This window comes from Rhizobium sp. OAE497 (assembly GCF_040546565.1).
Taxonomy (GTDB): domain Bacteria; phylum Pseudomonadota; class Alphaproteobacteria; order Rhizobiales; family Rhizobiaceae; genus Rhizobium.
On sequence record NZ_JBEPOA010000001.1, the window covers coordinates 118246 to 131671 of the forward strand.

Here is a 13426-nt window from a genome sequence, read left to right on the forward strand (position 1 = left end):
GGGCATGACAAGCGTGTGACATGGCAGGGGTGAAATGGCTGGGCTGAAGCAGGTGCAAAGGCAGACGGGGGTGGCGCTATGGCGCCAGATAGCGGATCGCATCCGCGAGGCAATTACCCGCGGCGCCTATGATGAAACGGGCATGGTGCCGCCGGAAACGGCGCTCGCCGAACAGTTCGGCGTCAACCGGCATACGGTTCGAAGCGCCCTTGCGGCGTTGGCTCAGGAGGGAATCGTCCGCGCCGTGCAGGGCCGCGGCACGCTGATCGAACGGCGGGAGCGGTTGAATTTCCCGATCAGCAAGCGCACGCGCTTCACCGCGGGCATCAGCGGCCAGGCCAGGGAAACGCGCGGCTTCCTGCTGGCGGCCGCCGAGGAGTCCGCCGACGCAGAGGTCGCCCGCTGGCTGAAGATGCGCGTCGGCGATGCGGTCATCAGGCTGGAAACGACGCGGGAGGCTGACAAGCGCCCGGTCTCACGGGCAACGAGCTGGTTTCCGGCTGCACGCTTCGGCGATATCGCCGAGACCTACCGCAAGACGGAATCGATCACCAAGGCCTTCGCGCTGCTCGGCCTGCAGGACTATGTCCGAGCAACGACAGAGATCACTGCCGCGCATGCGGACGCCGGAGACATTGCCGATCTGGAGCTGACGCCGGGTGCGATCCTGCTGATCACCAAGGCGATGAACACCGATCTCGACGGCGTTCCCGTGCAATATTCCATCACCCGCTTCGCCGCAGACCGAGTACAATTCACCATCGAAAACTAAAAAGCCGGGCACTTGGCCCGGCTTTCTGATTGATGCGAATCCGGCTCAGTGAGCGCCGGACATGTCGCCGAGCACTTCCTTGGAGGCGACGGTGGAATCGGCCTTCAGCTTGTAGACCATCGGAACGCCGGTCGCGAGGTTGAGCTCAAGAACCTGCTCGCGGGTCAGGCGGTCGAGCACCATGACCAGCGAACGCAGCGAGTTGCCGTGAGCCGCGACGAGAACCTTCTCGCCACGCAGGACACGCGGCAGGATCTCCGTCAGGTAATAGGGCCAGACGCGGGCGCCGGTGTCGCGCAGGCTTTCGCCGCCCGGAGGCGGGACGTCGTAGGAGCGGCGCCAGATATGCACCTGCTCCTCGCCCCACTTGGCCCGGGCATCATCCTTGTTGAGGCCGGAGAGGTCGCCATAGTCGCGCTCGTTCAGCGCCTGATCCTTGATCGTCTGCAGGCCCTGCTGGCCGACCTTGTCGAGGATGAGCTTCAGCGTGTGCTGCGCGCGGGTCAGCGCCGAGGTGTAGGCGACATCGAACTTGATGCCATAATCGGCAAGCGCCTGGCCGCCGGCCGTCGCTTCCTGGATGCCGAGCTCGGTCAGATCAGGATCTTTCCAGCCGGTGAAGAGGTTCTTCAGGTTCCAGTCGCTCTGGCCATGCCGAACGAGAACGAGTGTGCCGCTCATAAAAGTCTGCCTCCGTAGGGATTATTGTAAAGAGAGCCCGAGGACATCGAGCATGGAATAGAAACCCGGCTTCTTGTCGCGCGCCCAGAGCGCTGCCTTGACGGCGCCGCGGCCGAAGATCGAGCGATCCGCCGCGCTATGCGACATCGAAACGATCTCGCCTTCGCCGGCAAAGAGCACCGAATGCTCGCCGATCACCGAGCCGCCGCGAAGCGTCGCAAAGCCGATGGTGCCGGCTTCGCGTGCACCAGTATGCCCATCGCGGACGCGAACCGACTGCGTCTTCAGGTCCACATTGCGGCCCTTGGCAGCGGCCTCGCCGAGCAGCAGCGCGGTACCCGAGGGCGCATCGACCTTGCGCTTGTGATGCATTTCGAGAACTTCGATATCCCAGTCCTCGGGCGACAGCGCCCGGGCAGCCTGCTCGATGAAGACGCTGAGAAGATTGACGCCGAGGCTCATATTGCCCGACTTGACGATCCGCGCATGGCGCCCGGCCGCCTGGATCTTGGCATCGTCGGCATCCGAGCATCCGGTCGTGCCGACCACATGGACGATACGCGCTTGTGCTGCCAATCCAGCAAATTCGACGCTGGCGGTTGGCGAAGTAAAGTCGAGGACACCCTCGGCATGCAGGAAGGCGGCGAGCGGATCGTCGCCGATGATCACGCCATTCGGCCCAAGCCCGGCAAGCTCGCCCGCATCGCGCCCGACGAAGGGCGACCCGGCGCGTTCGATCGCCGCATGCAGCGTCACGCCATCGATGGAATCGATCAGCCGGATCAGCGTCTGGCCCATGCGCCCTGCTGCCCCAACCACAACCAGTTTCATAGCAGCGTCGCTCATGTCCTCAGTATTCCCGTATCAGATCGTATTCGAGGCCGCCGGCCTCTGGAGATTGTTCAGGCGAGCGTAAAGTCCGTCCTCGAGCTTCGCAAGCGTCTCGTGATTGCCTTCCTCGACGACCCGACCCTGCTGCATCACGACGATCTTGTCGGCGCGAACGACGGTGGAGAGGCGGTGTGCGATGACGACGACGGTGCGGCCCGTCATCGCCTCGTCGAGTGCCTTCTGGACGGCAGCTTCGGATTCCGTATCGAGCGCCGATGTCGCCTCGTCGAGCAACAGGATCGGTGCGTTGCGCACGAGTGCGCGGGCGATCGACAGGCGCTGGCGCTGGCCGCCCGATAGGGTCACGCCATTCTCGCCGACGGCAGTATCGTAACCGTCGGGCTGTGCCATGATGAAATCATGCGCATAGGCGAGACGGGCGGCTTCCTCGATCTCCGCATCCGTCGCATCCGGACGGCCGTAGCGGATATTGTCGCGGATCGAGCCTTCGAACAGATAGGGCTGCTGTGAGACATAGGCGAGCTGCTCGCGCAGCGACTGCTTCGTCACATGCGCCACGTCCTGCCCGTCGATGATGATCTCGCCGCTCGTGGGGTCGTAAAAGCGCGGAATGAGATTGATGATCGTCGACTTGCCAGCACCCGATGGACCGACAAGCGCTGTTGTCTTCCCGCCTTCGGCGACGAAGCTGACACCATTGAGGACGGGTTCATTGCCATAGGCGAAGGATACATTCCGGAACTCGATCCGTGCTTCCGTTGCCTCTAGCGGCTTGGCATCCGGCAGATCGCGCTGGCGCGGTTCCATGTCGAGCAGTTCGTAGATCATCCGCGCGTTGACGGCTGCACGCTCCATCTGCACCTGCAGCTTGGCCAGGCGGCGCAGCGGGTCGTAAGCGAGCAGCAGTGCGGTAACGAAGGAGAAGAAAGCACCCGGCGGGACATTGTGATAGATCGACCGGTAAGCCGCATAGGCAAGGACGCCTGCGACCGCCAGACCGGCAAAGCTTTCTGTCATCGGCGCATTGCGTTCCGAGAGGCGGGCAATCTTGTTGGAGCGGCTTTCGGCAACGTCGATGATCTTGTTCACTCGCTTTTCGAGTTCGCTTTCCATCGTGAACGCCTTGACGATGGAAATGCCCTGGATCGACTCCTGCATCGCGCCAAAGGCGCGGCTGTTGAGGTGGATGGCTTCCTTCGTCACCTGGCGGAGGCGCTTGGAAAGATATCGAAGACCGAGCATCAGCGGCGGCGCCATCACGAAGATGATCAGACTGAGCAGCGGATCCTGATAAATCATCACTGCAACCAGCGAGACAAAGGAGAGCAGATCGCGTGCCGTCGAAGTGATCGTCAGGTTCATGACGTCGCGGATGCCGCTGACATTCTGGCTGACCTGAGCGGCGATCTGTGCAGAACGCGTATCGTTGTAGAAGCCGACGGAAAGCGTCATCAGATGCGCATAAATACGCTTCTGATAGCGCGCGACGATATTGTTGCCCACCTTGGAAAGGGCCACGGCTTGCCCATAGCTGGCAAAGCCGCGGGCGACAAAGGCCAGAAAAATCGACAGGCAGATGACCCAGACGATGTCGCCGCGCCGGTTGGCGAAGGCCTCATCGATGATCGTGCGCATGATCCACGCAGTATAAGCCGTCGAAAGCGCGACGATGACAAGACAGGCGATCGCGAACGCATAGCCCATAATGTGGTCACGGCCGTTCTCGGCGATGATGCGCTTCAGCACGCCGGTGACTGTATCGCTACTGACGCTCTTGTTTGCGGACTTTTCCAAAAAATTGCGCTTCCCGTGTCGGATACTATGCGCGCAAAACCGCGCACTCGCGGGGCTCTATAAAGATTTGGCGGCGGCTTGGCTAGACAGGGCCTAAGCGCGCCAGCGTCTCCCATCCGTCGATACGCCGAAGGTTTCCGGGGCGCGGGCGTAGAAGGAAAGCCCGGCAAGGGCTGCCAGCGGATGCGTCACGACATAGGTCGGGATGGCGCGCAGCCAGTGCGAGTGCGGCGCTTTGTCCTCGAAAGCGGCGCGGAATTCCGGCTTGCGCAGCGCCGGCAAGATCTTCTGCGAGATACCCCCGGAGAGATAGACGCCGCCCTTGGCCATGAAGAGCATGGCGATGTCGCCGGCGAGCCGGCCAAGATAGGTCGCAAACAGTGAGATCGTCTCCTCGGCCACATTGTCTGTGCCCGCGAGCGCATGGGACGTGACGTCGGCCGGATCGCTGTACTTCACGTCCAGCCCGTCGGCGGTGCAGATCGCACGGTAGAGATGGATGATGCCGCGGCCGCAGAGGATCTGTTCGGCAGAAACGCGGCCCTCGATCGTCTCGATATAGGGGAAAATCTCCAGGTCACGCTTGGAGCGCGGTCCGAGATCGACATGGCCGCCTTCACCCGGAACCGGGATCCAGCTACCGCGGGCATGAACGAGACCGCCGACGCCGAGCCCGGTGCCCGGTCCGAGAACGGCGCGCGAAGCCATCAAGTCGCCCGAGGCGGGGCCGATTTGCTCGCGGTCATTGGAGCCAAGTGCAGAAATCGCCAGCGCCTGCGCCTCGAAATCGTTGACGACGAGAACGTCCTCGATGCTGAGGCCGGAAATCATCGTATGCGGGCGAACGACCCAGTCGCAGTTCGTCAGCGGGATCTCATCGCCGTTGATCGGGCCTGCAACGGCCAGAATGGCCGAACGCGGGCGTAGGGCCGTCTTGGCGAAAACGCCTGCCTTGATGGCATCGTCGATCGTCTCGAAATCGGCCGTCCGGACATTCGGAAAATTCACCGCCTCGGCTGTGGCGTCGGCGAGAATGGAGAAGCGCGCATTCGTGCCGCCGATATCGCCGATCAGGATCGGGAAGGGCATATGGGCATCGCTGGCATCAAGCATGGATCGGGCCTCTTCCGTTCAAGCTTTCAGGGTTGGGATGAGTTTGTCCGCGGTCGCTTCGTTGAGCGCCATCGGGATATCGTAGACGATCGCGAGCCGCATCAGCGCCTTGACGTCGACATCGTGCGGCATCGGGGTCAGCGGGTCGACGAAGAAGATCAGGGCGCCGATTTCACCGGTCGAGATCAGCGCGCCGATCTGCTGGTCGCCGCCGAGAGGGCCGCTTTTCAGACGGGTGACATCGAGGTCGGGGACGGCGTCGAGAACGCGGCCGCCGGTCGTGCCGGTCGCGACGATCTTCCACTTGGCGAGAAGGTCGCGGTTGCGGCGGGCAAATTCCGCCATGTCGTCCTTCTTCTGGTCATGAGCAATCAATGCAAGGCACTTGCCGCCGGCCATGAGAAAGGACCTCCATCCCGGGTTTCAATCGATTTGGCCGCTTCTATACCAAGCCGGTGATTTGAAACACAAGCCTCACGGTAATCATTGCATCGGCTTGTCGTCAGGAACCGGGCCAATGGCGGGAAGGCCCTGGTCGGAAACGGCGGGAGCCGCTGCCGGTACCGCCGTCAGAGCGCTCGCTGCCGAGCCGCCGCCATAGGTTGCTTCGGCAACCGAGGAGACGGACGGGGCGGCCAAAATGGCAGCGCAGGCTTTTGGCAGATCGGAGACCATGCCCTCGCGCGGCGGCTTCGGCGGCGGCGCATTCGGCTTCGGCGGTGCGGGCTTCGCCCAAGGTTCCTTGGTGAACCACCACGCCAGCGATTTGTCGCAGCCGTCACCGGCGGCAACGGGCGCCTGCGGCTTGCAGGCAGTGGCGCCCGGCGGGCACTTGATGCGGATGTGAAAATGCGAGTCGTGGCCATATTCCGGACGAAGCTTGCCGAGATTGGTGCGGTCGCCGGTCCAGGTGTCGCACATCTTCTTCTTGATCGCCGGATTGACGAAGATGCGCTCGACCTGCGGATAGCTCGCGGCAAGCATCAGAAGTTCGGCGCGCGATTGCGTCCAGATCTTCGGGTCGACGGTCAGGAATTTGCCCTTCTGCAGCATGGTCGTGAAAGGCAGGGCTTCCCGTTGCTCGGCATCCATCCGCTGGGATGGCATTGGGGTGAACCAAATATCGGCATCCAGGCCGACCTGATGCGAGGCGTGACCATTGAACATCGGACCACCGCGCGGCTGCGCGATATCGCCGACCAGCAGTCCCGGCCAGCCGATCTGTTGCTGCGCGTCGCGCGAAAAGCGCTCGAGCAGCGAGATCATTGCCGGATTACCCCAGCGGCGATTGCGCGAAAGCCGCATCGCCTGCCAGGTCGGCCCGTCGGCGGGAAGCGCCACGGCGCCCGACATGCAGCCCTTGGCATAGAAGCCGATCGGCTGTGCGGGCCCCTCTGACGGAAGCGATACCGAGCCGAAGATCGCCTTGGCGCTTCCCGGGCTCGGCTGCTTCTGCTGCGCGCCCGCATCGGCCGAGACGAGGCCGACGCCCAGCGCACCCGCCAAGGCGAGTTTGCCGAAAATCTTGGAAGAAGCGAGGCGGAGCGTCATGCGAATTCCCGAAATTGCCAGTGATTTGCGGTGGAATTTACCGTGAAAAGCAATTCGGGTGAATCGATGTTTTCATGGTGCTCGCGCCTAGGTGCTTTCGCCTCCGCTCAGAGATTGGCGAGGATATCGGCAGTCTTTCTGACCCGCGACAGCCGCGGCAGGATCTTCTCGCACGAAAATCCGTGCATCTCCGCCGTGAAGCTCGTCATCGCGTCTTCGGCGGCAATGACCGCGTAGTTATGCGCATAGGCATCGCGAATGGTCGACTCGACGCCGAAATTGGTCGCGATCCCGGCGAGGATGACGGTCTTGATACCGCGGCGGCGAAGCTGAAGGTCTAGATCGGTGCCGTAGAAGGCGCTCCACTGGCGCTTGACGACATGGGCATCGACGGTCAGTACCGCGATCTCCGGCGGCGCCTCAAGCGCGGCGGCGGGCAATCCGCCCTTCGGGAAGCTCGCCGGTTCGTCGGCTGGATGGTTGACGGCGTCAGCGTAGTCCGCAGAGAAACCGACGGTCACCAGAATGACCGTTCCGCCCTGTGATTTCAGCTGCCTGGCAATCGCTGCCGTGTTTTCAATGACCTGCTGAGCGCTATGAGGCGCAACCGGCCGGCTGGTGATAAAGGCCTGCAGGTCGATAGAGATAAGCGCGGTGGTCTTGGGATCGTAAAGGGACATGAGAGGGCTCCGAACGACTAGTCAAAATTTCGCGAGAACGGCAAAAACCAAACTCTCTCCTGTTTTTCGCCGCCATTTTCCTTATTCTCGCCGAAACCGAAACAATAGGGGTTGGCGAATGGCATTTGTGGGGTCGAAGAAAAGTCTGGTTGTTGCTCTCGTGGCACTGAGCGCACTGGCCTTGCCCGTCAAAGCCCAGGAGCAGACCTTCCAGATCGGCACGTCGTCCATCGGCGAACTCAAGTACCAGCCCGGCTTCAAGCACTTCGACTACGTCAATCCGGATGCGCCGAAGGGCGGCGATGCCAAGCTCTCGACCACAGGCACTTTTGATACGTTCAATCCGTTGCTCTCGAAGGGAGATGCCGCGGTTGGATTGAGCCTTGTCTTCGAGACGCTGCTCAAGTCAGCCGACGACGAAGTGCTTTCATCCTACGGCTTGCTGGCCGAAGGGGTTTCCTATCCCGCCGACGTGTCAAGCGCCACCTTCCGGCTCCGCGCCGAGGCCAAATGGGCCGACGGCCAGCCGGTCACCCCGGATGATGTGATCTTCAGCTTCGACAAGTCGAAAGAGCTCAATCCGCTTCTGTCGAACTATTACAAGCACGTTGTGAAGGCCGAAAAAGTCGGCGAGCGCGACGTGAAATTCACCTTCGACGAGAAGAACAACAAGGAACTGCCGAACATTCTCGGCCAGGTTATTGTCCTGCCGAAGCACTGGTGGGAAGCCACGGGCGCCGACGGAAAGCCACGCGACATTTCCAAGACGACGCTTGAGCCTGTTATGGGGTCGGGACCGTACAAAATTGCCGCCTTCTCCGCCGGCGCGACCGTCCGCTACGAACTGCGTGACGACTACTGGGGCAAGGACGTTCCCGTAAACGTCGGCCAGAACAATTTTCGCAATATTCTCTACACATACTTCGGCGACCGCGACGTCGAGTTCGAAGCGTTTCGTGCCGGCAATACCGATTACTGGCAGGAAACACAGGCCAGCCGCTGGGCCACGGGATACGACTTTCCCGCGGTGAAGGATGGCCGGGTCAAGAAGGAAGACGTCCCCAATCCGCTTCGCGCGGCAGGGATCATGCAGGCCCTGGTGCCAAACATGCGGCGTGACCTCTTCAAGGATGAGCGCGTACGTGAAGCGCTGAACTACGGCTTCGATTTCGAAGAGATCAATCGCACGGTGGCTTTTGGCAGCTACACGCGCGTCGACAGCTATTTCTGGAATACCGATCTCGCTTCTTCCGGCCTTCCCGAAGGCCGTGAACTGGAGCTTTTGCAGGGTCTCAAGGACAAGGTGCCGCCGGAGATATTCACGACGCCCTATACCAACCCGGTCGGTGGCGATCCGCAAAAGAGCCGGGACAATCTCCGCAAAGCGATTGCTCTGCTAAAAGAGGCCGGTTGGGAAATCAAGGGCAACCGGATGGTGAGCTCCGCGACGGGTCAGCCGATGAGTTTCGAAATACTGCTTGCCAGTCCGATATTGGAACGCTGGGCCGTGCCCTATGCCAATAACCTGAAAAAGATCGGTATCGATGCGCGGGTCCGCACCGTTGATGCCTCGCAATATACAAACCGGGCGCGCAGCTTCGATTATGACATGATCTGGAATGTCTGGGGTGAAACCATGAACCCCGGTAACGAGCAGGCAGACTACTGGGGTTCTGGTTCTGTCAATCAGCAGGGCTCGCGCAACTATGCCGGCATCGCTAACCCGGCAGTCGATGCGCTGGTGAAGATGATCATCTTTGCGCCCAACCGCGACGAGCAGGTCGCCGCGATCAAGGCGATGGATCGCGTGCTATTGGCCAATCACTACGTCATTCCGCTGTTCTACCGAAAAACCTATTGGATCGCCTATTGGGACAAGCTCACGCATCCGGCCGCTTATCCCGAATATTCCATCGGCTTCCCCGAGGTCTGGTGGTCGAAGGACGCGAAATAGCGGACTTGCATTGGCAGGGCCGCTGGGGTCCAAATGGTCCATTCGAATCACCATGAAGAAGCCGGGTTAACCGGCGAAAGGCTCGACGGTTGAAGACTTCTGACAGGATGCGCATCCCGGCGAAATTCAAGACCTGGAAGGCCGCGCGCTGATGGGAGCTTATATCCTTCGCCGCCTGCTTCTGATGATACCGACGATCGTCGGCATCATGGCGATCTCCTTCACCGTCATCCAGTTTGCGCCCGGCGGCCCGGTCGAGCAGGTGATCGCCCAGCTGACCGGTCAGGCCGACAGCGCCGACCAGCGCCTTTCCGGCGGTGGTGGAGATCTGCTGGGACAAGGCGGTGATGAAGGCTCGAAATATCGCGGCGCCCAGGGCCTCGACCCGGAATTGATCGCCAAGCTCGAAAAGCAGTTCGGCTTCGACAAGCCGCCGCTCACTCGCTTCGGCGAGATGATGTGGAACTACATCCGCTTCGATTTCGGCGAGAGCTTCTTCCGCAACACCTCGGTTCTCGACCTGATCAAGGATAAGCTGCCGGTCTCGATTTCGCTCGGCGTCTGGATCATGATCTTCTCCTACGTGATCTCGATTCCGCTCGGCATCCGCAAGGCGGTCAAGGACGGCTCGACCTTCGATGTTTGGACATCGGGCGTGATCATTGTCGGCTATGCAGTTCCGAGCTTCCTGTTCGGTATCCTGCTGATCGTTCTCTTCGCCGGCGGCTCCTTCTATGACTGGTTCCCGCTGCGCGGCCTGGTCTCGGATAATTTCGACCAGCTCGCCTGGTGGCAGAAGCCGCTCGACTATTTCTGGCATCTGACGCTGCCGCTGATCTCGCTCTCGCTCGCCGCTTTTGCCACGACGACGCTGCTGACGAAGAACTCCTTCATCGAGGAGATCAAGAAGCAGTATGTGACGACGGCGCGCGCAAAAGGCCTGAATGAACGCCAGGTGCTCTATGGTCACGTATTCCGCAACGCCATGCTGATCATCATCGCCGGCTTCCCCGGCGCCTTCATTTCGGCCTTCTTCACGGGTTCGCTGCTGATCGAGAACATCTTCTCGCTCGATGGCCTCGGCCGCCTCGGCTATCTCTCGGTCGTCAACCGCGATTACCCGATCGTCTTCGCGACGCTCTATATCTTCTCGCTGCTCGGCCTCTTCGTCAGCCTGATCTCGGACCTGATCTACACCTGGATCGATCCCCGCATCGACTTCGAGCGGAGGGACGTCTGATGGATACCGCTGCAAATCCTGCGACGGCGACGCCCGTCAAGCCGCCGCGCAGGGGCCTGCTGTCGCCGACAAACGTCCGCCGTTGGCGGAATTTCAAGGCGAACCGGCGCGGCTACTGGTCGTTCTGGCTGTTCATGGTCCTCTTCGTGCTGACCCTGTTTGCCGAACTGATCGCCAACGACAAGCCGATCATCGCGTCCTACAAGGGCGAGATCCTCTTCCCCGTCGTTATCGATTACCCGGAAGAGAAATTCGGCGGCTTCCTGGCGGAGACGGACTATCGCTCTGATGTCATCTCCGACGAAATCAATGCCAATGGCTGGATGATCTGGCCGCCGATCCATTACTCCTACCGGTCGGTCAATTCGAACATTCCGCGCTCGGCGCCGACGCCGCCTTTCTGGCTGATGAGCTCCGAGGAACGCTGCTCCGGCTACCCGCAGGGCGTCAACGATCCGAATTGCAACTATGGCAATCTGAATTGGCTGGGCACGGATGATCAGGCACGCGATGTGCTGGCCCGCGTCATCTATGGCTTCCGTATCTCCGTGCTCTTCGGCCTGGCACTGACGATCTGCTCGGCAGTCGTCGGGGTGACGGCGGGCGCGGTCCAGGGCTATTTCGGCGGCTGGACCGATCTGCTGTTGCAACGCTTTATCGAGATCTGGTCATCGATGCCGGTTCTCTACATCCTGCTGATCATCGCCGCGATCCTGCCGCCGGGCTTCTTCGTGCTGCTCGGCATCATGCTCTTGTTCTCCTGGGTCGGCTTCGTCGGTGTCGTGCGCGCCGAATTCCTGCGTGCCAGAAACTTCGAATATGTCCGCGCCGCCCGCGCGCTCGGCGTCAACAACCGAACCATCATGTGGCGCCATCTGCTGCCGAACGCCATGGTCGCGACGCTGACCTTCCTGCCCTTCATTCTCTCGGGCTCGATCACCACGCTGACCTCGCTGGACTTCCTCGGCTTCGGTATGCCGCCAGGCTCGCCGTCGCTGGGTGAGATGATCGCGCAGGGCAAATCCAATCTGCAGGCGCCGTGGCTCGGGCTCACCGCCTTCTTTTCCATGTCGATCATGCTCTCGCTGCTGATCTTCATCGGCGAGGCCGTGCGCGATGCCTTCGATCCAAGAAAGACCTTCCAATGAGCGAGAGCCCTGAAACCCTCCTCTCGGTCAAGGATTTGTCCGTCGCCTTTCATCAGGGCGGCGAAACATCGCTGGCTGTGGATCGCATTTCCTTCGACATCCGCAAGGGCGAAGTCGTCGCGCTGGTCGGTGAGTCCGGCTCCGGCAAGTCCGTCTCGGCAAACTCCATCCTGCGGCTGCTTCCCTATCCCTCGGCGAACCACCCGACGGGCCAGATCCTGTTCAAGGGCAAGGATCTCCTGAAGGCATCGGACAAGGAGCTGCGCCAGGTGCGCGGCAACGACATCACGATGATCTTCCAGGAGCCGATGACCTCGCTCAATCCGCTCCACTCGATCGAGAAGCAGATTGCCGAAATCCTCGATCTCCATCAGGGCGTAACCGGTGCCGCCGCGCGAAAGCGTGTGCTCGAACTACTCAATCAGGTCGGCATCCGCGAGCCGGAGAAGCGGCTGAAGGCCTATCCGCACGAGCTCTCCGGCGGCCAGCGTCAGCGCGTGATGATCGCCATGGCGCTCGCCAATCGCCCGGAACTGCTGATCGCCGACGAGCCGACGACGGCGCTTGATGTCACCGTCCAGGCGCAGATCCTCGAGCTTCTGCGCCAGCTGAAAGGCGAGCATGGCATGTCCATGCTCTTCATCACCCACGATCTCGGCATCGTCCGCAAATTTGCCGATCGCGTCTGCGTCATGACCAAGGGCAAGATCGTCGAAACCGGCACGGTGGAAGAAGTCTTCACCCGCCCTCAGCACGATTATACCCGACACCTGCTGGCTTCCGAACCGCGCGGAGAGCCGCCGCTCGCCGATCCCTCGAAGCCTGTCGTCATCGAAGGCAACGATGTCCGCGTCTGGTTCCCGATCAAGGCCGGGCTGATGCGCCAGGTCGTCGATCACGTAAAGGCGGTCGACGGCATCGATCTGTCGCTGCGCGCCGGCCAGACGCTCGGCGTCGTTGGCGAATCCGGCTCCGGCAAGACGACGCTCGGACTGGCGCTGACGCGGCTGATCTCGTCGAAGGGCCGTATCAGCTTCGTCGGCAAGGATATAGCGAGCTATTCTTTCACCCAGATGCGGCCGCTGCGCAACCAGTTGCAGGTGGTCTTCCAGGATCCCTATGGATCGCTCAGCCCGCGCATGTCGGTCGGCGATATCATCGCTGAGGGCCTGAAGGTACATGAGCGCTCGCTCACGCACGAGGAGCGTGACCAGCGCGTCTGCTGGGCGCTGGAGGAAGTCGGTCTCGATCCGCTGACCCGCTGGCGCTACCCGCATGAATTTTCCGGCGGTCAGCGGCAGCGCATTGCGATCGCCCGCGCCATGGTGCTGAAGCCGCGCTTCGTCATGCTCGACGAGCCGACCTCGGCGCTCGACATGAGCGTCCAGGCGCAGGTCGTCGATCTCCTTCGCGATCTGCAGAAGAAGCATGATCTCGCCTATCTCTTCATCAGCCATGACCTGAAGGTCGTCAAAGCGCTCGCCAACGATGTCATCGTCATGCGCTTCGGCAAGGTGGTGGAGCAGGGGCCATCGGCCGAGATCTTCAGTGCGCCGAAGGACGATTACACCAAGGCGCTGATGGCCGCCGCATTCAACATCGAGGCAGTGCCGACGCCTGCCGTGCAGCAGTAAAGAAGAC

The 13426-nt window shown here is 61.4% G+C and carries 12 protein-coding genes; 5 read left to right on the forward strand and 7 right to left on the reverse strand.

The features are described from left to right. Positions 1-34: 34 nt before the first annotated feature. The gene (phnF, locus tag ABIE40_RS00575) at positions 35-772 is read left to right on the forward strand and encodes a phosphonate metabolism transcriptional regulator PhnF (protein WP_199629835.1); all 738 of its coding nucleotides are present in this window, start codon (positions 35-37) and stop codon (positions 770-772) included. A 45-nt stretch (positions 773-817) separates the two neighbouring features. Here the strand turns inward: phnF and ABIE40_RS00580 are convergent, their stop codons facing one another. The 7 genes from ABIE40_RS00580 to ABIE40_RS00610 form a co-directional block, all read right to left on the reverse strand. Beyond that, on the reverse strand, positions 818-1453 hold the full coding sequence (locus ABIE40_RS00580; protein WP_199629834.1) for a 2,3-bisphosphoglycerate-dependent phosphoglycerate mutase: 636 nt from the start codon (positions 1451-1453) through the stop codon (positions 818-820). A gap of 21 nt (positions 1454-1474) precedes the next feature. After that, positions 1475-2299, reverse strand: a complete 825-nt coding sequence (dapB, locus tag ABIE40_RS00585; RefSeq protein ID WP_199629833.1) for a 4-hydroxy-tetrahydrodipicolinate reductase — start codon at positions 2297-2299, stop codon at positions 1475-1477. Between the two features lie 18 nt (positions 2300-2317). Beyond that, entirely contained in the window at positions 2318-4099 is a 1782-nt protein-coding gene (locus ABIE40_RS00590) for an ABC transporter ATP-binding protein (RefSeq protein ID WP_199629832.1), read from the reverse strand. A 93-nt stretch (positions 4100-4192) separates the two neighbouring features. Further along, complete coding sequence (locus ABIE40_RS00595; RefSeq protein ID WP_199629831.1) at positions 4193-5212, reverse strand: glucokinase; 1020 nt, start codon at positions 5210-5212, stop codon at positions 4193-4195. An 18-nt stretch (positions 5213-5230) separates the two neighbouring features. Further along, entirely contained in the window at positions 5231-5611 is a 381-nt protein-coding gene (locus ABIE40_RS00600; protein WP_112385066.1) for a methylglyoxal synthase, read from the reverse strand. An 84-nt stretch (positions 5612-5695) separates the two neighbouring features. Next, on the reverse strand, positions 5696-6763 hold the full coding sequence (gene mepA / locus ABIE40_RS00605; protein WP_199629830.1) for a penicillin-insensitive murein endopeptidase: 1068 nt from the start codon (positions 6761-6763) through the stop codon (positions 5696-5698). A 107-nt stretch (positions 6764-6870) separates the two neighbouring features. Next, positions 6871-7443, reverse strand: a complete 573-nt coding sequence (locus ABIE40_RS00610; RefSeq protein WP_199629829.1) for a hydrolase — start codon at positions 7441-7443, stop codon at positions 6871-6873. Between the two features lie 118 nt (positions 7444-7561). Here ABIE40_RS00610 and ABIE40_RS00615 point away from each other — a divergent pair, with 118 nt between their 5' ends. The 4 genes from ABIE40_RS00615 to ABIE40_RS00630 all read left to right on the forward strand — a co-directional run bounded on the left by ABIE40_RS00615 (position 7562) and on the right by ABIE40_RS00630 (position 13419). Further along, entirely contained in the window at positions 7562-9397 is a 1836-nt protein-coding gene (locus ABIE40_RS00615; RefSeq protein WP_199629828.1) for an extracellular solute-binding protein, read from the forward strand. 151 nt (positions 9398-9548) lie between these two features. After that, positions 9549-10637, forward strand: a complete 1089-nt coding sequence (locus tag ABIE40_RS00620) for a microcin C ABC transporter permease YejB (RefSeq protein ID WP_130279349.1) — start codon at positions 9549-9551, stop codon at positions 10635-10637. Further along, on the forward strand, positions 10637-11785 hold the full coding sequence (locus tag ABIE40_RS00625; protein ID WP_199629827.1) for an ABC transporter permease: 1149 nt from the start codon (positions 10637-10639) through the stop codon (positions 11783-11785). Before ABIE40_RS00620 ends, ABIE40_RS00625 begins: the two co-directional genes overlap by 1 nt. Continuing rightward, positions 11782-13419: an ABC transporter ATP-binding protein gene (locus ABIE40_RS00630; RefSeq protein WP_199629826.1), complete on the forward strand. Its 1638-nt coding sequence runs from the start codon at positions 11782-11784 to the stop codon at positions 13417-13419. The genes ABIE40_RS00625 and ABIE40_RS00630 overlap by 4 nt, the downstream gene beginning before the upstream one ends. Positions 13420-13426 lie beyond the last annotated feature (7 nt).